The sequence below is a fragment of the Glycomyces tenuis DSM 44171 genome, assembly GCF_000427885.1.
Lineage (GTDB): Bacteria > Actinomycetota > Actinomycetes > Mycobacteriales > Micromonosporaceae > Glycomyces > Glycomyces tenuis.
This window is the reverse complement of record NZ_KE386602.1, coordinates 167,037-188,581: the sequence shown is the minus strand read 5'-3', so window position 1 is coordinate 188,581 and position 21,545 is coordinate 167,037. Positions and strand designations below refer to the sequence as shown.

General features: G+C 70.5%; 18 protein-coding genes and 1 pseudogene. 11 read left to right on the top strand and 8 right to left on the bottom strand.

Going from position 1 to position 21,545, the window contains the following annotated elements; genetic code table 11:
* Nucleotides 1–52: 52 nt before the first annotated feature.
* A complete protein-coding gene (locus tag YWW_RS0126940; RefSeq protein WP_026932503.1) occupies nt 53–703 on the top strand; it encodes a hypothetical protein in 651 nt (216 codons plus the stop codon).
* A gap of 128 nt (nt 704–831) precedes the next feature.
* Here YWW_RS0126940 and YWW_RS34640 read toward each other — a convergent pair whose 3' ends face one another.
* Both YWW_RS34640 and YWW_RS0126930 read right to left on the bottom strand, forming a co-directional pair.
* Nucleotides 832–2,472, bottom strand: a complete 1,641-nt coding sequence (locus tag YWW_RS34640; RefSeq protein WP_051326379.1) for a serine/threonine-protein kinase — start codon at nt 2,470–2,472, stop codon at nt 832–834.
* 189 nt (nt 2,473–2,661) lie between these two features.
* Nucleotides 2,662–3,276 (bottom strand): hypothetical protein, encoded by a 615-nt coding sequence (locus tag YWW_RS0126930; protein ID WP_026932502.1) that lies wholly within the window; start codon nt 3,274–3,276, stop codon nt 2,662–2,664.
* Nucleotides 3,277–3,409: 133 nt separating this feature from the next.
* Here YWW_RS0126930 and YWW_RS0126925 point away from each other — a divergent pair, with 133 nt between their 5' ends.
* From YWW_RS0126925 to YWW_RS0126915, 3 genes and pseudogenes are all read left to right on the top strand, one after another.
* Nucleotides 3,410–6,262 carry a hypothetical protein gene (locus tag YWW_RS0126925; RefSeq protein WP_026932501.1) on the top strand — a complete coding sequence of 951 codons (2,853 nt, stop codon included), beginning with the start codon at nt 3,410–3,412 and terminating at the stop codon, nt 6,260–6,262.
* 51 nt (nt 6,263–6,313) lie between these two features.
* Nucleotides 6,314–6,685: pseudogene (locus YWW_RS0126920) on the top strand (Scr1 family TA system antitoxin-like transcriptional regulator); the annotation flags it as partial.
* Nucleotides 6,682–6,870 (top strand): DUF397 domain-containing protein, encoded by a 189-nt coding sequence (locus YWW_RS0126915; RefSeq protein WP_026932499.1) that lies wholly within the window; start codon nt 6,682–6,684, stop codon nt 6,868–6,870. The pseudogene YWW_RS0126920 and the gene YWW_RS0126915, both read left to right, overlap by 4 nt.
* Before the next feature lie 477 nt (nt 6,871–7,347).
* Here the strand turns inward: YWW_RS0126915 and YWW_RS0126910 are convergent, their stop codons facing one another.
* From YWW_RS0126910 to YWW_RS0126900, 3 genes are all read right to left on the bottom strand, one after another.
* On the bottom strand, nt 7,348–7,971 hold the full coding sequence (locus YWW_RS0126910) for a hypothetical protein (protein ID WP_155830430.1): 624 nt from the start codon (nt 7,969–7,971) through the stop codon (nt 7,348–7,350).
* A gap of 438 nt (nt 7,972–8,409) precedes the next feature.
* Entirely contained in the window at nt 8,410–8,919 is a 510-nt protein-coding gene (locus tag YWW_RS0126905) for a hypothetical protein (protein ID WP_155830429.1), read from the bottom strand.
* A gap of 99 nt (nt 8,920–9,018) precedes the next feature.
* Entirely contained in the window at nt 9,019–9,525 is a 507-nt protein-coding gene (locus YWW_RS0126900; protein ID WP_081687813.1) for an NUDIX domain-containing protein, read from the bottom strand.
* A 1,963-nt stretch (nt 9,526–11,488) separates the two neighbouring features.
* Between YWW_RS0126900 and YWW_RS0126895 the strand changes: the two genes are divergently transcribed.
* The 6 genes from YWW_RS0126895 (at nt 11,489) to YWW_RS0126870 (ending at nt 16,078) form a co-directional block, all read left to right on the top strand.
* Nucleotides 11,489–11,698 (top strand): hypothetical protein, encoded by a 210-nt coding sequence (locus YWW_RS0126895; RefSeq protein ID WP_211228717.1) that lies wholly within the window; start codon nt 11,489–11,491, stop codon nt 11,696–11,698.
* Between the two features lie 6 nt (nt 11,699–11,704).
* On the top strand, nt 11,705–12,265 hold the full coding sequence (locus tag YWW_RS0126890) for a DUF6879 family protein (protein ID WP_026932494.1): 561 nt from the start codon (nt 11,705–11,707) through the stop codon (nt 12,263–12,265).
* Between the two features lie 77 nt (nt 12,266–12,342).
* Nucleotides 12,343–14,454 (top strand): ATP-binding protein, encoded by a 2,112-nt coding sequence (locus YWW_RS33435; protein WP_051326378.1) that lies wholly within the window; start codon nt 12,343–12,345, stop codon nt 14,452–14,454.
* 11 nt (nt 14,455–14,465) lie between these two features.
* Complete coding sequence (locus YWW_RS34635; RefSeq protein ID WP_051326377.1) at nt 14,466–15,035, top strand: GNAT family N-acetyltransferase; 570 nt, start codon at nt 14,466–14,468, stop codon at nt 15,033–15,035.
* Nucleotides 15,036–15,296: 261 nt separating this feature from the next.
* Entirely contained in the window at nt 15,297–15,605 is a 309-nt protein-coding gene (locus YWW_RS0126875) for a hypothetical protein (RefSeq protein WP_026932493.1), read from the top strand.
* Nucleotides 15,602–16,078: a hypothetical protein gene (locus YWW_RS0126870; protein ID WP_026932492.1), complete on the top strand. Its 477-nt coding sequence runs from the start codon at nt 15,602–15,604 to the stop codon at nt 16,076–16,078. The genes YWW_RS0126875 and YWW_RS0126870 overlap by 4 nt, the downstream gene beginning before the upstream one ends.
* A 206-nt stretch (nt 16,079–16,284) precedes the next feature.
* Here YWW_RS0126870 and YWW_RS0126865 read toward each other — a convergent pair whose 3' ends face one another.
* The gene (locus YWW_RS0126865; RefSeq protein WP_026932491.1) at nt 16,285–16,785 is read right to left on the bottom strand and encodes a DinB family protein; all 501 of its coding nucleotides are present in this window, start codon (nt 16,783–16,785) and stop codon (nt 16,285–16,287) included.
* Nucleotides 16,786–17,121: 336 nt separating this feature from the next.
* On the opposite strand from YWW_RS0126865, the gene YWW_RS0126860 reads away from it, so the two are divergent.
* Nucleotides 17,122–17,679 (top strand): hypothetical protein, encoded by a 558-nt coding sequence (locus tag YWW_RS0126860; protein ID WP_155830428.1) that lies wholly within the window; start codon nt 17,122–17,124, stop codon nt 17,677–17,679.
* Between the two features lie 13 nt (nt 17,680–17,692).
* Here YWW_RS0126860 and YWW_RS0126855 read toward each other — a convergent pair whose 3' ends face one another.
* On the bottom strand, nt 17,693–19,753 hold the full coding sequence (locus YWW_RS0126855; RefSeq protein WP_026932489.1) for a GmrSD restriction endonuclease domain-containing protein: 2,061 nt from the start codon (nt 19,751–19,753) through the stop codon (nt 17,693–17,695).
* Between the two features lie 203 nt (nt 19,754–19,956).
* Nucleotides 19,957–21,522: a pectate lyase family protein gene (locus YWW_RS0126850; RefSeq protein WP_026932488.1), complete on the bottom strand. Its 1,566-nt coding sequence runs from the start codon at nt 21,520–21,522 to the stop codon at nt 19,957–19,959.
* Between the last annotated feature and the right edge of the window lie 23 nt (nt 21,523–21,545).

The window sequence follows — 21,545 nt, the reverse complement described above, 5'->3', positions numbered from 1 at the left end:
CCCGAAGCGACTACGCTTCGTGCTCAAGCGAAAACCGAACGGGGGCATCGTCATGAACGCTGAGATCCGAGCCGGGAAGCGCGCACCCCGCGCGGCGGCGCCCGAACGCGCCGACGGGCGGCCGGAGACCGGGACCGGGCGGCGCGAGATCCTCCGGGACTACGGCCGGACGCGGACGCTGATCACCGTCGACGTCGAGACCGCGCCGCGGGCCTTGGGCGGCATCCCCCCTTGGGAGGTCGACCCGTCCAAGCCCCGCATCGTCAGGCTCAGTACCGGGCCGACAGTGCTCGGCCCCGACGGCACCGAGCTCCCGCCGAAACCGAAGCGGCGCGGACGGGCCGGCCCTCGGCGCGGCGCCGAACTCTGGGTGGACAAACCGCTCCTGCGAAAGCGCGGCTGGACCGAGACGGCGATCCGCGAGTACCTCCCGGGACCGGAGCGGCTCAAGCGCAACCCCCACCCGCGCGGCCGCAGCCGCCCGATGCCGCTGTGGCGGCCCGAGACGGTGGCGGAGATCGAGGCCACGGAGCGGTGGCGGGCCTGGCTCCAGGCCTCGCTCCAGCGCCGCGGAACCACGCTCCGCGACCTGTCCAAGACCTTCTCGGCCAACCGCTACCGCGCCATGAGCGGTGCCGCCGACGCCGCCGTCGACGCGGCCGTCGAGGCCCACTGCGAGCGACGCGGCACCCGCCGCCCCTGACCGCCGAGGGGCCGATCCTGCCAGGCCGCGACGCCTGCGACACGGCCCGGCAGGACCGAGCCGCATCCCGGTCCTGCCGCTCGCCCCCAGCGGCATCCGGTGGCTCCGAGGCCGGTGACGCCGCCCGTTCAGCCCTCGACGATGTAGTCGTACAGGGCCACGCCCTGCGCCTCCAGGTACTCGGCTTCGGCGTCCGAGCCGTCGTCGAGCGTGGTCAGCGGTTTCGCCCAGACGGCCAGATTGCCCTCGTACCAGATCATCTCGTAGCCTCCCACCGAGTTCTCGACGATGCCGCCCTTCGCCCAAGGCCGCTCCGTGGACTCCCCGAAGGGCAGGGGCGACGGTTCCATGCCGTCGCAGCCTTCGAGGTAGCAGACGGCCAGTTCGAGGCCGGTTCCTCCCGTGATGCGCCCCACCGAGACCAGCAGCGAGGTCGGCAGCCCGATCTCGCCGTCGACCGCCATGATGGAGCACGAGGCGAAGTCGGGGCCGTTCTCCGCGCCGTCTTCGATGTGCTCCACATGCGAGCCCGGTCCGACGAGGTCCAGCAGGCCGTCCGTGTCGATCGCCGGGCAGACCTCCTCGGGGACCGCCAGCGACGCCTCGGAGCCCTCCTCATCGCCCTCGCCGGCCTCGTCCGAGGTCTCCTGCCCGCCGTCGGCGGCGACGGTGGCGTCGTCCCCCGAGCCCGAAGAGCCGTCGCCCGAGGCGATGATCAACCACAGTGGAATGATGACGACCAGGGCCGCCGCGGCGGCCACCGCCGCCAGCAGCGCGTTCCTGCGGCCCGTGCGGCCCTGCGGCGGCGGCATCGGCGTGAAGCCCTGCTGCGCCATCGTCGGCCCGTCGTCCACCAGCGTCGCCTGCTGGCGAGGCGGCGGAGCCAGCAGCGCCGCCACCTCGGCCTCCTGCCTCGCCGTGTACGCCCGCACGGCCTCTGGCGGCGTCGCGTCCGCGCCCCCGCTCTGCTCCAGCAGGCGCCGCAGTTCGAGTGGCGAGGGCCGCTCCTCGGGATCCTTCGCCAGGCAGCGCTCGATCACCGCCCGCAGCGCATCGGGCACCCCCGCCAGCTCCGGCGCCGCATGGACGATCTTGTACAGCACCTGCGGTATCGACGGGCCCTCGAACGGGCCCTGCCCCGAGGCCGCCATGGCCAGCAGGCACCCCAGGCTGAACACGTCCGACTTCTCCGTCAGCTCCTGCATCTCCGCCTGCTCGGGCGACATGTACCCGGGGGAGCCGACCACCCCGCCCGTCTGCGTCAAGGCCACGCTCGTCGAGTAGTCCATGGCCCGCGAGACCCCGAAGTCCAGCAGCTCGGCGCCGTTCGCGGACAGCAGCACGTTCGACGGCTTGACGTCGCGGTGGATCAGCCCCGCCCCGTGGATGCCGTTCAGCGCCGCCGCGAGGTCCATACCGACGCTCCGGACATACCCCTCGGGGAGCGGTCCGGCCTCCTCCACCGCCTGGATCAGCGTGGGCCCCGGCACGAACGTCGTCGCCGACCACGGCTCGGGCGACACGGCGTCGGCGGCCACCACCCGCACGGTGTGCGGCCCGGCGACCTTGCGAGCGGCGTCCACCTCCATGGCGAAGCGCTGCCGGAACCCGTCGTCGCGCAGCAGCTGAGGAAGGATCCGCTTGACCGCCACGCGCTGCCCGTCTTGGCCGACGCCGAGGTAGACGCGTCCCATGCCTCCCTCACCGAGCAGCGCGACGACGCGGTAGGGCCCCACGAAGGGCGGGTCGTTCTGGGCCAGAGGCAGCATGTGCGGCTCCTTCACTTGCGGGCACGGGACACGGCGGCCCCGGGCATCGGGCCGGCCCAGGCGGGCCGAGCCGCCCGGGGCCGACGCTGTTTCTGCGTGGAGTGCCACTGTGCCGTCGGCGATCACGGGCCGATCCCCGAACCGTCCCGGATCGGGCGCCGCCCGCCGTGACCGTCCCCTGGCGCGAGGTCAGGCGAGGCTCAGCGAGTCGTGGACCTGTTCGACCTGTTCGATCAGGCCGTCCTCGCCGCTGAAGGTGGACCCGAGCATCATCACGATGTCGCCGTCGACTTCGACGGCGATCACCTGGTACCAGATCGCTACCGTCTTGAGCTCGACGACGGCGCTGTCATGGCCGTCGAGCGAGCCGGTGTCGATCTGCATCGGGGCGTCCGCACCGACCTCGGCGAGCACCGAGATCATCTTGCGCGCCGCGTCCTCGGGGTCGGTCGCCGACAGCTCCTGGGGCACCGGCCTCGTTCCCGCCCAGGCGTTCCCCGAATCGGATTCGACGACGAGGGTGTAATCGGACTCGCCCAGCTCGGCCTCGTCGACCCGCACCCAGTCCTCGGGGATGCCGAAGCACAGGCCCGTCTCCTGATCGGCGAAGTGCGTCGCGTCCTCGGGGCAGGCCGCGGCGGCGGACTCTTCGCTCTGCCAAGGGCTCCACCACAACAGCGCGCCGACCAAGACGGCGACGGCGACCAGGGAGGCGATGAGGGCGATTCGGGCCCGCGCCGCGCGGCGCGGTGCCGCAGGGGGAGGCCCGCCGGGCTCGGCCGGAGGGGGCGTCTGCTGGCTCATGACAGCAAAGTAAGGCATCGCCGCCGGGACCGGTCCCGCAGTGCGGAGCGAATCGGAGCCGTCCCGTGGAACACATGTGGCACACTACCGGCAAGTACACGAGCCGAATCACTCCTCACAACGGAAAGCCCTCATGCCGGACACGAACGCGGAACTCCGCCGAACCTTCTACCGCATCGCCGGCGAGCCGCGCGGCGAAGCCCGGTCCGCCGCCCTCGAATCACTCCTGGAGGCCGCCGACGCGGCGGGCGAGCAGCCGCTGATCAACGAGATCCTCGCCGCGATCGTCGCCTCCTACCGCTGGTCCGAGGACTCGAGGTGGCAGATCACGGCGTTCGGGCGGCTGCTGCACAACCTCGACACGGCGCCCGAATGGTTCGAGCCCCACGTCCTCAAAGAGGTCTACTGGTGGATGCACGCGGTCATGGAGCGGATGGTCGAGCGCCCCGACGTGCCGCTCGCCTCGGTCGAGGAGTTCCTCGACCAGATCCGGCGGCGCTACGCCGAGGCCGGGCGCTCCCTGTACTCCGTCCACCAGGTCGAGCACCGCCTCGCCGACCACCTCGGCGACGACGATCGGGCCGCTCGGGCCATGGCCGCCATGCGTGCGATCGGCTCGGACTACATCGACGACTGCGAGCCGTGCATCCAGTACAACCTGGGCGAGATCGCCGCCGACGCCGACGAGCACGAGCGGGCACTCGAGCTGTGGGAGCCGATGCTCCGGCCCGGCGGCATGAGCTGCCCGGTCGAGCCGGACAAGAGCCTCGCGGCCTCCCTGCTGCCGCTGCTCGAGCTCGGACGGCTCGACCAGGCCCGCGCGAACCACCTGCGCGGCTTCCAGATGATCCGCGACAACGACAACATGGTCCTGCCGGTCGCCCACCACGTGCGTTTCTGCGCGCTCACCGGCAACGAGGCCAGGGCGATCGAGATCCTCACCGCCCGAGCGCGGCTGCTCACACTCGGACTCGACCCGATGTTCCGCCTCCGACTGCTCGAATCCGTCCAGACCACCTGCCGGGCGCTCGCCGCCCGCGGACGCGGCGACGCCCGGCTGCCCGGGCCCGACGGCCGGCCCGGACGCGCCGACGACGTCCACGAGCTGGTCGACGCCGAGCGTCGGGAGATCTGCGAGCGCTTCGACCGCCGCAACGGCAACGACGTCCAGTCGCGGCGCTCCGACGCACGAGCCGAGTTCACCGGGGATCGCCCGCACGTCCCGCTCGGACTCAAGACCGCCGTGCGCGAAGCGCCCCGGCGTCGCGAGGTCCGCGCCGAACCGGCGGCGTCGACCGCCGCCGACCTCGAACGGCTGCTCGGCGAGGCGCGAGCCACCGGCGCCGCCTTCGCCGAAGACCGCTTCGAGCACTGGGGACGGGTCGGCGACCTGGCCGAACGACTCGGCGCCGCGCTCGATCCGGCCGACGAGGCCGAAGTCCTCGTCGCCCGGTTCAACGACTCCGACGACCCGGAGCGGCGGAAGACGCTTGCGGAGCGGGCCGTCGCCCTGCTGCGCAAGGCCGACCGCGCGGGCAGGGCCCTCGCCGTCGAGGCCGCCACGCTCCGGACGCGCGCCGAGGAGGCGCCCGAGGACCTCCGCACCGAGGCCGCGCGCCTCCTCGAAGCCGCCGAAAAGCTGTCCGACGCCGAGCCGGACCACGCCCTGCGAGTGAGAGCCGTCGTCCACTGCACCCTCGTCGAGGTCGGCAAGAGCCGAGGCGTCGAACCGGAGCCGGAGCTGCGCGAGGCGCTCGCCGGACTCGACGCCGAACTGGCGCCCAGATCCGCCGAGCGCGGCATCGGCGACATCCGTGTCCGCCTGCTCACCGCCATGGCCTCGATCGCCGAGACCGCGGAGGCCGGCCACGACGCGATCCGGACGGCGCACGAACTCGCCATCGCGGGCGGCTACACCGTGGAGACGGTCATCAGCGCCATCTGGTACACGGCGGCCCTCAAACGGGAAGGCCGATACGAGGAGTCGCTGCGAGTCGCCGAGACCGCCGCCGCGGCCGCGCGCCCGAGCACCCCTGACGGCCCCGTCGCGGTGATCAACTTCGCGGCCGCCGAATTCGCCGTCCATCTGGGACACTGGTCGCGCGCCGAACGGTACGCGGTCAAGGCCGCTCATCACTACGACCGCAGCGGATCGGGCGGCGGCGCGACCGCGGCCCGGCACCTGGCCGGACTCGCCATGGCCACGCAGGGGCGCCACGAGGCGGCCGTCCTCGTGCTCGAGGCGGTCCTGTCCGAGCTCTCGGAGGCGGACGAGGACGAGCAGTGGCGCTCGGTCGACGTCCGGGCCCTGCTCGCCGACTCCTACGACGAGTTGGGCGACCCGGAGGAGGGCTCCAAGCACGCCCTCGAAGCGCTCCGGCTCATGGACGGCGGCGTCCACCACCCGGACGCGACCCGCTACCCGCGGACGGCCCACCTGGCCGGAGTGCTGCTCGACCGGATCGGGGACGGCGCGTCCGCGGCGCTCGCCTTCGACCGCGCCGCGCGGGCCTGGCGCGAGATCGGCGGGCTGTCCATGGCCGCCCGTCCGATCCGGGCGGCCCTGTGGGCCCGCTCGGAGGCCGAGGACGCCGACGCCGAGGCCGACGCCGCGGCGTTCGGATCGCTGGAGGAGGAGCTCCGCGCGGACTGGCGCGACGGGGAACTGCCCGAAGGCTACCGGGAGTCGTGCCGCTTCGAGCTCGCCGAGACCCTGTACCAGCACGCCGGATGCATCGACGACGACGCGGACGCGGTGCGGCTGCTGCGCGAGTCGCTCGACGTGTTCGGCGAGGGCGCGTTCGCCGAGCGGGAGGTCGAGGTCGCGCACCGCCTGATGGACCGCCTCGCCGAAGCGGGCGACCTCGCCGGTGCCGAGGCGACGGCCGAACATCTCACCGGGCGGCTCGACCCCGAAGCGCACGCCGCCCACCGGAAGGCGACCGAGGTCCTCCTCGCCGCCCACCGGGACGCGGCAGGGCGCTGAGGCGCCGAACCAGACCGCAAGGGACCGGCCGGAGCCGCCGGGTTCAGGCACGACCGCCAGGCCGGCTTCATGGAACGGGAGCGGCTGCCCGAGGTCGTCTACCTGACCTCTGAGGGGGCGCTCCGGCGACGGTCCGACAGTCCTGAGGTGATGCCCGAGCAGTTGGAGCACCTGAAGAAGCTCGACCGGGACTTCTCTCAGTTCAAGTTCCTGGTGGTGTTCGAGGCAGGGCCGTACTGTTGCGCTGGCAGCTCTTTCGTGATCTTCGAGTTCGAGGATGGAGAGTTCCCCAAGACGGTCTACCTGGAATCGTTTGAAGGGGCTCGTTACTTCGAGGTGGCCGATACGGTCGCCTCGTTCCAGAGCGCCTTCGACGAGTCCGCCGAGAAGGCCATGCCGATGAAGGATTTCCAACTGTTATGAGCACAACGAAGTGGCGCAAGTCCAGCCGGTCCGGCAACGGCGACGCTGGCAGCAACTGCGTTGCGGCCCGTGCCGCCGGAGCCGGATTCGAGGTTCGCGACTCCAAGCCGTCCGAGGATTCCCCAGTCTTCGGGCTCGCCCAGGGCGACTTCGTCGCCCTGCAGGAGAACGCGAAGCGCCGCTAGACGGCGTCGAACCTCCCGGCCCGACACCTACCGGTGCTGACACACCCGTCCAGGTGCCACCAGGCCAGGCATCAACCAGACAGCCGAGCGAGCAATCACCCTAGCCGTGAACCCAGCAGCCAACCTGACGACCAACGGTGGGAGCCCGAAGCGCCGAGCTGCCGGCCGATCGACCGACAACACGAATCAACCGGCAAGGGGGTCCGCGTCAGCAGGACCTGCTCGCCGTTGTCGCATCGGCCCGCTGCGCGGCGTCCTACGGCGCTCGGCGGAACCACGGTGCTTTCAGGTTCGCGGCCATGTATGTCCAGCGAGGTCCGGGCGGCAACGCCGTCCGAGCAGCGGGCGCACGGTGGTCGGCTTCCCAATGCGGCCTCGCACAGGCCCGGCCTCCCCGACCGACCGCCAGAACGGCGTCGCGGCTCCGCCGCTTCCACGCACCTTGAGACTCAGGGCGGTTCGGGCGGTTGCGCGATGTCAGGCGATGCTCAGCGAGCCGTGGATCTGCTCGACCTGCTCGATCAGGCCGTCCTCGCCGTTGAGGGTTGATCCGATCATCAGCACGATCTCGCCGTCGACATCGACGGCGACCGCCCGGAACCAGCTCACCGCCGTCTCGTACTCGACGATGGAACTGTCATGGCCGTCGACCGAACCGGATTCGACCTGCATCGGGGCGTCCGGACCGACATCGGCGAGCATCGCGACCATCTTGCGCGCCGCGTCCTCGGCGTCGGTCGCCGATATGTCCTCGGGAACCGGCCTCGTTCCCGCCCAGGCGTTCCCCGAATCGGCTTCGACGACGAGCGTGAAGCCGGATTCCCCAAGCTCGGCGTCACTGATCCGCCCCCAGTCCGCGGGGATGCCGAAGCACAGCCCCGTCTCCGGGTCGGCGAAGTGCGTCGTGTCCTCGACACAGGCAGGGGAAGAGGAGGAGGATTCCTCGCTGCTCCAAGGACTCCACCAGAACAGCCCGCCGACCAGGACGGCGCACACGACCAGAGCGGCGATGACGACGGTTCGGGCCCGCGCCGCAGGGCGCGGTTTCGCTCTCGAGGGTTTCTTGCCGGACTTGGCTGGAGAGGGCTTCTGGGGGCTCATGAAAACCAAGGTAGTGTATCGCCGTTGGGAGCGGTCCCGCGGTTCGGGCCGAATCGGATCCCGGTGCCGCCGTTCACCGGCCCTGCCCTCGGCACCCGGCGTCTGTGCGCCCGGCATCCGGGCACTCGGCATCCGGCACTCTGGCGCGGGCACTCGGGATCTTGAGGAAGGCGCGATGGTCCGAGACTCCCGACGCCCTTCAGACCGATGGCGGACGCCGCCGCGGCACACCGTCGAGTCCCGGCATCCTCTGACGCCGACAGTGGACACTCAGCGCTCCCTTTTCACTGCCGCAGCCGAAGCGCCGTGGCCCGTCCGTCCCCTCCCGCGAAATCCCGCAGGCGGCTCCGTTCTCACCGGTCTCACCGAACCCCGCCGAGCCCCGGCCCCGCTCACCCCTCGGCAGGACCTCCCCGCTCGCCCGGATGCGGCACTGCGTCAGCGCTCGCCCTTGCGAGATCCGCGCGAGGGCCCGCCCGCCACCATGCGGGCCCCGCGCACCGGCCGCCAATGCCTCCGGTACAGCAGCGCCCAGCCGGTGATGTACAGCCCCATCAGTACGACCGGAGCGATGACGACGCCGAGCTCCAACCAGAGCGGGTCGACGGCATAGCCCTCGGACAGCTCGACGCCGATCCAGACGGGCGCGAAGCCCAGCGCCAGTGTCACGGCGAAATGCAGGTAGGTCCTCAGCGTCTCGACGACGCGTATGCGCGAGAAGACCTCATAGCGGAGGATGTCCCGCTCGGCGTTGGACTCGTGCTCTCCCTCCCGTACCCAGTACCTGGCCAGCGGCGCGATCGGTATGAGGATCAGGAGCCATGCCGTGGCGAAGAAGCGTCCGTCGGCATCGGGGCGCGTGTTGTGCATCAGCCATGTGCCGCAACCGCTCTGCACACTCCAGTCCGTATTCTCGCCTGGGGGCGGCGGCCATACCGGATCAGTCATGGCCCGGACGGTATCCCGCCGCTCCGGGAGGGCTCCCGAACCCTCCCGAGCAGATCCGGCGCCCCGGACGCCGGAGCGCGTCCGGGGCGCCCCGGCCGGTCACCCGACCGGGTAACCCGCCTCCAGATACACCGTCGTGCCGGTCTCGACCGCCGCGAGCGCGGCCTCGATCCGGCGGGCCACCAGCGGACGCATCCGCTCGTGCGCCTGCGGGATCGTGCACCACTCCCAGGAGCCGAGCTCGTCGGCGGGGAGCCTGATCGACTCGGCCCGGCCGGGGTCGAGACGGCCGCCGTCGAAGACGTAGACCATGCTCTCGGTCCGGCCGTCCATCGGCGGCACCCAGTCGACGGCGACGAGCCGGCCGGGCTCGATCTCGAGCCCCAGCTCCTCGCCCACCTCGCGGGCGGCGGCCTTCCGAGGCGACTCGTCGGCCTCGACCGCACCGCCCGGCGCCTCCCACACCTGCTTGTAGACCGGCTCGCAGAGAAGCACGCGGCCTTGGCCGTCGGTGAACAAGACGGTGGCGGCGAGGCGCTTGCCCGTCATCGTGTGCGTGTGCTCGGCAGCGCCGACGCCCTGCTCCGGATTCGGGCTCTCGCTCATCGAGCGAACCTAGCACCAAGTGAGCGCCGGTCTTTGCCATTGATCGCACCGGACGGCGGCGATTCCCGCGCACCGCCGCGGCCCCGCACCCGGCACGGCGGGGCGGCAGGAGACCTCGATGCCGCAGCCGCGCAGTCCGGCGCGGTGCCGAAGGCCGGACGGCGCGCGGTCCGATGCCGCGCCCACGACCGAGCCCTCAACCGAACTCACAGTTGTGCGGCCCGATCGGCCGCCGAACCGGTCGCATCCGACAGGCTGAGCGGCCCGGCTGTTCGAACAGCCCGGTGGTGGGAGACGATATCGGGGCGGGCGCGATGCTCATCGGCGCTCGAACGGATCCGAGATCCATACGAATACCCGGGCCGCGCTTTCGCTTTCACTGCGCCCCAAGTGGGCTCGCCATCGCGAAAGCGACCGGCCGACGACACGCCCCGCCTGCGACCATTTCCGGGCTCGAACACACCGGTCCGCACTCGTCCGGGCCCACGCGCACCTGTCCACGCCCGTCCGCGTCTGACCGCGCCCTTCCGGATCCGTTCCAGTCCGTCCCCACTCCATCCGCCCGAACCAGCAAGGGAGCTCGAACACCGATGTCACAAGAGGAACGCGACCTCCGCCTAGGACTGACCGGTCTGAATTCGACCCAGCGGGCGCGGCGACTCGCCGAGATGGCAGAGCGACACCGCAAGAATCAAGCGGCGGGCGAGGAGAAGCTCGCTCGACTGCGGGAGAAGCGGCTTGCCGGAAAACGACGAGCCCGGGAACCGGGCGAACCCGAGCGGTCCGAGGTGGATCGCTAGTCGACGAGCCGGATCCTCCGGCACCGTCGCGCAGCTCGGCACGCGGCCGGACGGCCGTGCCGAGCCTCGGCCGACAGGCCGGTCCCCCTGCGCTGCCGGATCGTGCGGAGCCGTCCCGCAGACGGGTGTGGGATGGCGCGGGAGATTCGGCGGAACGGCGGTTCCAAGGCGCGACCGTGGGATCGGTGCTCCGCTCATTCGCGCTATCGGACGGCATCCGCATATGGCACCGATATGCGCGGAAAGCGTCGGTTTTCCTGTTGTGCAAAACCATTATTTCGCGACTCCTATACGTATTGTGGTACAGTTCACTTCACCTTCGGATTGAACGGAAGCCGCATGTCGGAATCCCCAATGCCTCGGAACTCCTCGAAACCCGTCCGCATTCGGCTCTGCAAGCGTTGTGAGATTCCCCTGCCGGACCGGACCTGGAATTTCTGCCCCTACTGCGGTCTGATGATCACCGTCGTCGCGCGTCGTCCCGCACCGGTGAAGCGGGCACAGGCGGCGAAGTCCGCGCAGGGCCGCCGCCGCGCCGACACGTCTTCGCGAAGGACACCCCAGGGGCCTCTTTGCGAGAGCTGCGGAAAGCTCGCCAAAAAGGGCTCGAATCGCTGTCGTCCCTGCGCCGGAGAGGCTCCCGTACGGCGAGGCCCGCGTCGCGGAGGCGGTGAGCCGGCCCGCGGGAAACCCGGGTCCGCGTCGCGGGCGACGTCGGCGGACGCCGTGGCGCCGTCCTTGTCGGCCAGGCGAACCGGCTCGTCGTTCAGGTACCGCGAGCCGAGCGGCTGGGAGAGCGATCCGAGGCTGAGGAGCGAGGACGCCCGAGGGATGCGCGGGAGGCCGCCGGGCGACTTCACGCCGTGAGGCGGCGGCGCCCGAGGCATGTCGGGGGTGTGGTCAGCGCCGGTGAATTACGCGAGCGGGCTTGTGTACTCTGGTAATTCGCGGGCATAATTCATATGCACACGATTGCCAAACTTTTCTCAATCACGTCTCATATGCATCAGGCGCCACGGATCGTCATTCAGGGCCTATGGAATTGGACGGAATGCTGTCGGGTATACGACAGATACGGCGTGGTCGAACCGTGACAATGGGTGGTAAGAATCACAAGAAACCACCACTCGGTGAGAAAGTGGCGTCCGCTTATGAAGTTGACCATGCTGTACAAAGATCAAGGATCGGGTAGCGGCAGTTGCCCCGCCGTGTACCTCGCCGAATCCGGCGAGTTCGTCGTCCAAGGCCAGGCCGTGGACGCCGACACGTTCGGCGAACTGGCCGACGTCCTGGAGGGGGAGACCGCGGTCCGCATCTCGCAAGACGTGATCTTGGGAGCGGTCGCACGCTTCCAGAAGGGAAACAACGGATAATCGCTCATGGGCAGGACGATCACATCGCTCGACGACCCCGAATTCAGTCGGCCGTTCCGGGAGTTCCGGTATACCGCCTACCGCCTCGAAGCACTCCAGCGGTACACGGTCCCCTCGGAAGAAGCTCCGTTCGAACGGTTCCAGGCCGGAGAGGAGCGCGGGGCGTTCCCCGGCATCGCACAGTGGATAGACGAGACCATAGCCCCGGCCGTGGCCGAGGGCAGGAGACTCCACCGTGTGCACGTCGTCGAGCTGCCCGTCTCCGACTACGTCCGCTTCGAGGCCGCCTGGGCATACGCCCACACCGCCGCCGCGGGCGAGGAGATCAGGATCCTCCCAGTCGAGCAAGGCGAGTGGCCGGCCGAGCTTCCCCACTACGACTACTGGCTGTTCGACTCCCGATCGCTGCTGTCGATGTACTACGACGATGACGGCCGCTTCGTCTCCGCCCGCTACGAGGACGACCCCGAGCTGATCGTCCGGGCCAACCACTGGCGAGACATCGCGGTCACACTCTCGGTCCCCTACCGCGACTTCGCCGAGACGCTCGTCTCCAGCCCCGCCTGACCCGAGGAGCGACCACGCCGCGCGGGCCCGTGCCCGCGCGGCCCGACCACACCCCGGCACCCCCTGAAAGGCAGCCCGTGGCCGACCCCGACGAATCCGACAGCACCAGCAGCTTCCAAGGCGAGGCGCACACCGTCGTGCAGGCCGGCGCCGTGCACGGCGACGTCCACCTCCACCACCGCCACAAATGGCCCACGCCCCGGCAGCTCCCCGCGCCGCCCGGCGGCTTCGTCAACCGCGAGGCCCACATCTCGGCGCTCGGGCTCGCCCTCCGAACCGACCGGACCGAGGCCGGCGCCGTCTCCGTCATCACCGGCCCGCCGGGCGTCGGCAAGACCGCGCTCGCCCTGCGATGGGCCCACAGCGTGCGCGACCGCTTCCCCGACGGCGACCTCTACGTCGACATGCACGGCTACGGCCCCGCCTCGCCGCTCGAACCCGAACAGGTCCTCGACGGCTTCCTGCGGGCCTTCGGCGTCGAACCCTCCCTCATACCGATCACACTGGACGAACGCGCCGCGCTCTACCGCTCCATGCTGGGCGGCAAGCGGATGCTGATCGTCATCGACAATTCCATGTCCGCCCGACAGATACGGCACCTGCTGCCGGGCTCGGACGGCTGCCTGACACTGGTCACGAGCCGCAGCAGCATGCCGAGCCTGGTCGCACGGGAAGGAGCAGTCAGAATGCCGCTCGACGTGCTATCCGCAGAAGACGCGCTGGAACTGCTGGCAGAGGTGATGGGAGACGGCCGGGCCGAGACCGATCTCGACGGGGCCGCGCGGGTCGTGGAGCACTGCGGCCGGCTGCCGCTCGCGCTCCGCGTCGTCGCCGAACGCGCCGCCGCCCGCCCGCACCTGACCATGAGCGACCTCGCCGCCGAGCTCGCCGCCGAGCAGCAACGGCTCGACGCGCTCAGCTCCGAAGAGGACGAACTCGTCGACGTCAGGGCCGTGTTCTCCTGGTCCTACCGGTCCCTCGACGCCCGCCAGCGACAGGTGTTCAGGTTCCTCGGGCTGCACCGCGGCGCCGAGATGTCCACCGCCCCCATCGCCGCCCTCACCCGCATCCCCGTCGCCGAACTGCGACGCCACCTCGCGGACCTGTGCGACGCCCACCTGGTCCAGCAGATCGCGACCGACCGCTTCCGGCTCCACGACCTGCTGCGGGTCTACGCCGTCGAACGCTGCCGCCGCGAGGAGGCCGAACGCACCCGCACCGACGCCATCCGCCGGATGATGGGCTGGTACCTGCACGCGGCCGACCGCGCCCGCGAAGCGATCCTCCCGTACTCCAACGCCGTGCCGCTGGTCCCGGCCGAGGCCGAGTCCATTCCCGACTTCCCGCGGGCCGGGGAGGCCATGGCCTGGTTCGGCGCCGAGCGGCTGAACCTCCTCAGCCTCCTCGACCAGGCGATGGACCGCGGGCAGTACGACGTCGCATGGAAACTGCCGGTGGTGACCGACGGCCTGTTCGAACTCGGCTCGTACTGGCTCGAATGGCGGCAGATCCACCAAGACGGCCTCCAGGCCGCCGAGACCATCGGCGACGAACTCGGCGTCGCCGCCAACCTCGTCTGCCTCGGCGACGCGCACTGGCGCGCCGGGCAGCGCGACGAGGCCCGCATCGCGTACGAGCGGTGCGCCGCCGCCGCGCACCGCATCGGCCACCGCTGGATCGAGGCGTTCGCGCAACGCGGCCTGGGCCACCTCGCCTTGGAAGACGGCGAGGCGGCTGCGGCCCGGCCCCGCTTCGAGACGGCCCTGGAGCTGTTCCGCGCCGACGGTGCCCGGCGCGGCGAAGGCATGGCACTGCGCAGTCTCGCCGAAACCGCCCACGCGCAAGGACGGCTCGACGAGGCGCTCGAATCCGCCCGCCGCGCCGTCGCGATCTTCGAGGCCATCGACGACGCCTGGAGCACCGCCTGGGGTCGGCTCGAACTCGGCCGCCTCAGCGGCGAGGCCGGACTCCTCGACGAGGCCGAGCCGCCGCTGCGGCAATGCGTCGAGACCTTCCGCGACTTCAACGACATGCGCAACACCGCAACGGGGCTGCACCGACTGGGCGTGGTCCTCGACCTCGCGGGCCGCGGCGGCGAGGCGCGCGAATGCTGGGAGGAGGCGTTCGAGATCCTCGAACCGCTGGACGACCCGGCGGTCGAAGACCTCAGGCGCCGACTGGCCGAATGAGGCGGTTCCCGATGGGCGACATCTCACTGGAGCTCGGCGGCGGACCGCTCGCCGCACGCCACCACGAGGCGATCTGCCGCCTCTACGACACCGTGTTCTCCGCGGCTCCGTTCGCCTGGAGTGAGACCGAATCCCGCCGACACGCCGACATGCTCACCGAGATGCGCGGCGCACCGGGCTTCGGCGTCGTCCTCGCCTCCGGAGCGGCACTGGCCGGATTCGCCTACGGTCACACCCTGCCGGTGGACCACCGGTGGTGGACCGGCTTCGAGCCGCCGCTCCCCGAGGAGGTGACCACCGAATGGGAGGGGCGGACCTTCGCGCTCGTCGACCTCGCCGTCGCCGAACCCCACCGGGGCCGCGGCATCGGTCGCGGCCTGATCGAGACGCTCCTCTCCAGCCGCGGGGAATCGCGCGCGGTGCTGACCGTGCAGCCGACGGCGCAGCGGACCCAGGCGATCTACCGCCACCTCGGCTGGAAGCGCATGGGCCGCAAGGGGCCCTTCGACGGCGCCCTCAGCCGGTACTGGGACCTCTACGCGATCGACCTCGCCCCCGACGGCGGCGACCGCCGGACATGACCGACCCACGGGTTGGGCGTCGACCATTGACACCGTCAGCGGCAATCGCCCCGCACTGGTGCCACGAGCGAGCCGTCTGTTCATAGTGTCCAGCAATGCCGAATTGAACACCAGGTCAAAGGCTTGGTTTCGACTTCCGTGTTCCGTACTGTCAAGAAGTCGAAGCGCGGTGGGGCGCTTCGGCCGGCGGGAGGAGGCGGCTCGGCGCTGCCGCTGAGGGGGCTTCTCCCGCCGACGTGAACGACTGGAACGGAGACGCGCGTGGCGCGACATCAGAACCTGACCGAACCGACGAACGACGTGCTCGGCGAGATCGACATCGCCGGCCGCCCGGCCGCCGTCTCGTGGCCGCGCATCGGCGACGCGGTGGGCATCGACTTCATCGGCCGGACCGCGCGATTCGGCGTCGTGGTCGAACTCGACAGCGACCCGCGCCTGCGCGTCGAGCCCGTCCACGCCGACCTGCTCGACGTGGAGGCTCGCCTCGTGGTCCTCGAACAGGTCAGCGCCATCTGGTACCGGTCCGACGCATGCCTGGAGCCCGCCCGCCGAGGGGAGCTCATGCCGTGAACGCCGTACCGGACCGACCGCGGCCGAACCGGCGCGAGCACGAGGGGCCGCAGACCGAACGACGCCGGTCCGAGCAACCGAGACCGGGCGCCTCGCAAGCCGACACGCCCGGACACGAGCATCGCCTCGGCAGCTTCCGCTTCGCGAAGTCCCTGGAGCTCATCGTCATCGGCGACGCCGCCGCCGACCCGACGAGCGTCCGTGTGATGCTCGACGACGGGTTCCAAGCGCCGTACCGCATCCTGACCATCGACGGCCTCGACCGCTTCCGCCCGCCGCCGGAGCCCACCTGGCTCGAAGGCTGGATCACCAAGGGCGATCCGTGGGCCCGCATCATCTACGGCAGCACCATCGGCGTGGTCCGCCAGTCCCGCTCCAACGGCGAATCGACAGGCGGCTCGAACGGCGGGCACGGCGGCTCCGGCGGCGGACTGAACGGCAGGCCGGTCGGCGAGAGCGACCCCAAGCCATGATGACTCGGGCGCGGCGGTGGGATGATCCGTTGTCGCAGGCCTCCACAGCACCGCCGCGCCCGACCGAGCACCTTCGGCCCGGGGCGCCTCCCGCGCAGGCCCGGCCGGGGGGAGTGCGAGGCCGGTCGATCACCGGTGGATCGACCGGCCTCCACATCGGTCCGGGCGGCCGGGGCCGAGCCGTCGCGGGCTCGGCCCCGAGCCCGCTACTCGCCGGTGACGCCGTCGGCGAACTCGCGCATGATGTCGAGGTGGCCGTTGTGGCGGGCGGTCTCCTCGATCAAGTGCAGCAGGATCCACCGCAGCGAGCAGGGCTCGCCACCGGGCGGCGGCGCCTGCTCGAGCGCGTCGAGCGGGAGGGAGTCGGCGATCTCGACCGAGCGGGCGCACTGCTCGTCGTATTCGTCGAGAAGCCGCGCGAGCGGGACGTGGTCGACCCGCATCTCGGCGTCGGGGTCGTCGTCGGTCCACGGCCCGCGGTCGGGCAGACCGAGGAGGCAGGTCTCGAACCAGCTGTGCTCGTTCCAGCGCAGATGGGATACGAGTCCCGCCACGGTCATGAGCGGGGAGGGCAGGAACGCCCGGTGGGCGTCGGCTTCGGAGAGCCCCTTGGCCTTCTTGCGGACGGTCTGGCGCTGCCAGCGCAGGCGCTCATAGAGCGCGGTGCGCTCGTCCGGCGGCCGCGGCTGGGCTTTGTCGCGTTTCATCGATGTACTCCAGGTTCACGGGTGCCCCCGCCCCTGGAGCCGCCGCATCAGCGCACTCGAAGGGAGGGGGACACCGGATCGTTCGGTTTCGACACCGCGTCACACCTCCTTCCTCTCTCGTGCGGTCGAGCAGAGTCTAGCGTCAGCGGCTTATCGGCGCCCGGAACGGGTCATCCGAAACCGCGCGTTCCCGGAATCTCGTTAAGCTCGATGAGCAATGCCCGCATTCTCTGGAGGTGTTCGACCCGACTGCGGAGGGCGGGATTGGTTTCGGCGAGCTCGCGGTAACAAGTGATCGCTTGATCGAAGTGGCGCACGGCGATCTGGGTACTGCCGGTGCTTCCGTGGATGATCCCGGCCAGGGCATGCGCGACTTCCCCGCCCCGCCCCGGCCGGGCCGGTGACGACCGCGACGCGCAGGTCCGGCCCGTCCTCGACGTCCGCGGCCCACGCCAGCGCCTCGGCCAGCAGCCGCTCCCTGGCCCCGTCGGCGATGAAGGGCACCACGCGGTACTTGAAGTGCAGGGCGTCGAACAGCGACTCCTGCCGCAGATCCGTCAGCCGAGGCGGGAACCCGCCTCCGCCGTGCGGGCCGTCCCCGCCGCCGAGCGAGACCAGCGCGAGCCCCGCCAGCGGGGCCAACGCCGGAACCTCGTCCACCTGCCGCCGCGCGGCGGCGACGATCGCGCCGATCGGGGCGACCTCCAAGCGCTCGCGCCACCGCAACTGCGCGGCGGTGAGCACCCCGAGCAGGCGGCCATCGTCGCCGTCCTCATGGCCGCGGCGGCGACCCTCACCGCGAAAGGGGCGTCCCTGGAGGACGACCGGCCGGGGCACCTGCCGAGCGAGACGATGGAGCCGCCGCCGGAACGGCAGTACCACGACCTGCGGTGAGGGGGCCTGCGGCTCAGCTTCCCTCGGCGAGGGCGGCCAGGGTCATCGCCCCGTCGTCCGGGGACTCCACCGACCAGTACGTCCAGCCGTCTCTCGCCTCGCCCGCCGCCACCCGTGCCGCGTCGTCAGGAGTGTTGTATTCGGCGCCGTCGAACTCCAAGCGGCCGTCGGCGAGCACCGTCGCCTGCACCTCGTCGGCCTCGTTCACCACCGACTCGCCCGGCTCCAGCAAGCCCAGCCCGATCAGCTCCGCCACCGAGCGGTTCCCGGCGGCCACGCCCCGCTCCGGCTCGGGATAGGCCGCCGCGTAGTCGTCCTTCGCCAAGTGATCGAACGCGTCCTTGATGACCTGTGCCATCAGCCGCCGCCGGTGCGCCAGGAAATCCGAGTAGCCCATCGCGGTCCACCCCGCCGGCAGCGCATGCCAGTACGCCTGCCGCTCCAGGTCCGCCGGCGACATGCGGTTCGCCGCCACCTGCTGCGGCCAGTACTGGGCGGGCGGCGCGTCCGAGACCGCGATGTTGTCGGCCCACTCCACCAGCGTCATGTTCGCGATCTGGTTGATCTTCCGCTGATCTTCGACCTTGAGCTCCTCCTTGAGGAAGTGCTTGGGGAACAGGTGATGCCGCTCGATGCCCTTTCTCACCGTCACCGACGGGTCCAGCCTGGACCGGACCTTCACCTTCGAGAACAGCGCCTCCGCGTCCAGGATGTTCAGCGCGGCGATGTACGCGCTCAGCACCGGCGACTTCCCCGCCGAGGACTCCAGGTCGTTCGGCAGGGTCACCGACCACCAGTCGCTCGTCAACCGCTCGTCGACGAGCCTCGACAGCAGCCCTACGAATCCTTCCGCGTCCCCGCGCCCGATTCCGGATATCTGCGCCAGCTCCCGCTCCACCTGCGTCTCGAACGATCCGGAATACCGGCTCGTGGTGTGCACCATGAAGAACCAGCGCGCGATCAGGTGCCGCAGACGATCGATCGGGACCTTGAACTCCAGCCTGCCGATCAGCCACATCACGTATGAGAACACCACCGCGTTCTCCGAGGTGATCATCTTCCTGCCCCGGAACCCGGCCAGTTCCAGGCATTGCAGGAACTCGTGCCAGTGCAGCAGGTTCAACACCGACTGCTGCGCCTTGGACAGCTGGTCGAACTGCTCCTTGATGCGTTTGGTGCGCGCCCGTCCGGCTTCGACGTCCCTGCCGCTCAACAGGCTGTAGACGCTTTCGAGCCTGGCCCGCCGGAAGGCCAGCGCCACCGCCGCGCGAAGCAGCAGCACCGGCTTGGGATGCAGGTGCCAGTTGAACGGTGAGGGCTTGCCGTCGGTCGGAGGCGTCCGCGTGGCCTCGCAGAACTCCTCGAGTTCCCGCCTGCCGTCCGCCCAGTACACGCTCATGAGCGTCAACAGGAAGTCGGACTGGTTGAGCTCGGTCCCGGCCGAGTTGATCCGGACGAAGATCTCCGAGACCTCCCGGACGTCGGCCTCGGAGGACAGCACTATCACCTTGAAGTCGGTGTTGTCCAGGCCCCGCAGGCGGTCGATCGCCGAGGCGATCCGGTCCTCCGCGTTCGGCGAGACCGGCCGGTGGAGGGCGAGCCGTTCGATGAAGGCCCTCGTCCAGCTGTGCGCCCGGAAGTCGGGGGAGAAGACCTCGGTGATGTCGGCGATGTACTCCGGGTTGTTCCTCGTGGACGCGTTGGCCACCTCGAAGGTCTCATCCGAGGGACGGAACGAGATCGCGATGCGTGAGCGCGAGTAGTCCTTGCCCAGCACCTCCTGGCCGGTGAACACGGTGAACAGCGCCGTGGTGCGCTGCTGGCCGTCGATGACCAGATGCGCGGCGCTCTCGGTCTCCGCCGAGCCGATGCTCCGCCGCGAGGAGTCCGCGCCGGTCTCCCAGAACAGCAGGTACCCCACCGGATAGCCGCGGTACATGGAGTCGAAGAGGTTGCGCACCTGCGAGGCGGACCAGACGAAGGGCCGCTGAAGGTCGGGGAGGGCGATCCTGCCCTGCCCGATCTCGTCGACCAGCGTGCGGACGGAGTAGGTGGTGTCCTTGTACAGGCGCATGCGAGGGCTCCAACGTCGAGGGTGTTGACCGAGGAGCGCTCATGGTACCGCCGGAGCGGCGACCGCAGGCGCAGACTCGCGGCGCCGGAGGCCCTCGCCGCGGACGGATGCGAGGCCTCTGGGGAACCGCCGGAGCGGCGGCTCCCCAGAGGCCTCTTCTCAGTGCGGGCCGGAGGCGCCGGTCCGCTCGGGGCGGTTCGCCCTCAGGCGTAGGTCTCGAATTCGGCGACTCGCGGTGTGCCGTCCGCGCTGAGGATCACGAAGTCGATCTTGTCCAGCGTGGTCGAGGAGAAGGTGATGACGCCCGCTCCGTCACCGGAGGCCAGGACGTCGCCGTTGTCGTGGTTGACGACCTCCCAGGAGCCGATGTTGCCCTCGGCGCCCGAGGCCTCGATGATGTTGATCGCCGACACCGTGGTGGCGGAGCCCCACTTGACCGAGATGCGGCCGGTCGAGCCGTTGGGCGACCAGTAGGTGCTCAGGTCGCCGTCCCGCACGTTGCCGTAGCTCGTCCCGCTGGCCTTGCTGGAGCCGTCGGAGCCGGCGTCGATGCTGAGGTTGGAGCCGACGGGGTCGCTCGGGTCGTCCGTCGGGTCGTCGGGCTCGTCCGTCGTCGGGTCGTCGGGGTCGGTCGTCGGGTCGTCGGGGTCGTCGGTGGGCGGCTCGGCGGTGCAGTTGCCGTCCGAGACCTGCATGCCGGTGCCCGCACCCGCCGTCTGCGCCACGACGTCCGGCACGCAGCCGGCGTCGTCGAGATCGTAGGAGTAGGGGATGTCGACGGTGGTGGTCGAGGTCGGGTTCGGCCCGGCGGGGTAGTTGTCCTCGCCTTCCTCGGACCAGGTCACGTTGTCGAAGATGTTCCCGTTGACCTCCCAGTAGCCGCGCAGGTCGGTGTAGAAGGTCCCGATCGGGTCCTTGGAGTCCTGGAAGTAGTTGTTGTCGATCTTGACCTCGGCGCCCACCCGGGAGTTGATGCCCGACTCGACGATGCCCACGAAGTGGTTGTTGTAGGTGTGGGCGGTGGCGGAGCGCAGCAGGGGCATGCGGGAGTTGAGGTTCTGGTACAGGTTGTGGTGGAAGGTGACGAAGTCGTTGTCGGTGTCGCTGTCGCCGGAGCCGACGAGGCCGCCGCGCTCGGAGTTGCGCAGGATGCTGTACGAGAGGGTCACGTACTGGGTGTTGTTCTTCATGTCGAACAGGCCGTCGTAGCCCTCGTCCTCGCCGCCGGAGGCCTCCAGGGTGAGGTGGTCGGCCCAGACGTTGCGGACTCCGTCCTCCATGCCGATCGCGTCGCCGCCGTTGGAGGTCGGCGAGCCCGACTTCTTGACGTTCCGGACGGTGAAGTTCTGGAGGATGATGTTCGAGGAGTCGCGGATGTGGATGCCGATCTGGTCGAAGACCGCCCCGGATCCGACGCCGACGATGGTGACGTTGCTGATGCCCTTGAGCTCGATCACGTCGTCGGCGGTGTCGCAGCTGTCGCCGTCGACGTCGCTGGTGTTGCCGTGGTTGATGGTGCCGGAGACCTCGATGATGATCGGGGTGTCGGTGCCGGCCCGGCCGCACAGGGCCTCGTGGATCTCGGTGCCGGTGCTGGCCTGCACCGTCTGCCCGCCCTCGCCGCCGGTGGTCCCGCCGTTCTGGGTGGCGTACCCGGTGGCGTCGCCGGTCGCCGCCGACGCCTGGGTCGTCGACAGGACGACCCCGGCCGCGAACACGGCCGCCGCGGCCAATGCCGTCCCGAGTCGTAGTGTGACTGATCGTCGCATGAGGATGGTCCTCCTAAAAGGGG

Coding starts and splice junctions, on each gene's coding strand:
- YWW_RS0126930 (WP_026932502.1), bottom strand. CDS start 3,276: ATGAGCCAGCAGACGCCCCCTCCGGCCGAGCCCGGCGGGCCTCCCCCT.
- YWW_RS0126855 (WP_026932489.1), bottom strand. CDS start 19,753: ATGCGCCTGTACAAGGACACCACCTACTCCGTCCGCACGCTGGTCGAC.
- YWW_RS0126850 (WP_026932488.1), bottom strand. CDS start 21,522: ATGCGACGATCAGTCACACTACGACTCGGGACGGCATTGGCCGCGGCG.
- YWW_RS0126925 (WP_026932501.1), top strand. CDS start 3,410: ATGCCGGACACGAACGCGGAACTCCGCCGAACCTTCTACCGCATCGCC.
- YWW_RS34635 (WP_051326377.1), top strand. CDS start 14,466: ATGGGCGACATCTCACTGGAGCTCGGCGGCGGACCGCTCGCCGCACGC.
- YWW_RS0126890 (WP_026932494.1), top strand. CDS start 11,705: ATGGGCAGGACGATCACATCGCTCGACGACCCCGAATTCAGTCGGCCG.
- YWW_RS0126865 (WP_026932491.1), bottom strand. CDS start 16,785: ATGAAACGCGACAAAGCCCAGCCGCGGCCGCCGGACGAGCGCACCGCG.
- YWW_RS0126940 (WP_026932503.1), top strand. CDS start 53: ATGAACGCTGAGATCCGAGCCGGGAAGCGCGCACCCCGCGCGGCGGCG.
- YWW_RS0126900 (WP_081687813.1), bottom strand. CDS start 9,525: ATGAGCGAGAGCCCGAATCCGGAGCAGGGCGTCGGCGCTGCCGAGCAC.
- YWW_RS0126915 (WP_026932499.1), top strand. CDS start 6,682: ATGAGCACAACGAAGTGGCGCAAGTCCAGCCGGTCCGGCAACGGCGAC.
- YWW_RS0126910 (WP_155830430.1), bottom strand. CDS start 7,971: ATGAGCCCCCAGAAGCCCTCTCCAGCCAAGTCCGGCAAGAAACCCTCG.
- YWW_RS0126895 (WP_211228717.1), top strand. CDS start 11,489: ATGCTGTACAAAGATCAAGGATCGGGTAGCGGCAGTTGCCCCGCCGTG.
- YWW_RS0126905 (WP_155830429.1), bottom strand. CDS start 8,919: ATGACTGATCCGGTATGGCCGCCGCCCCCAGGCGAGAATACGGACTGG.
- YWW_RS34640 (WP_051326379.1), bottom strand. CDS start 2,472: ATGCTGCCTCTGGCCCAGAACGACCCGCCCTTCGTGGGGCCCTACCGC.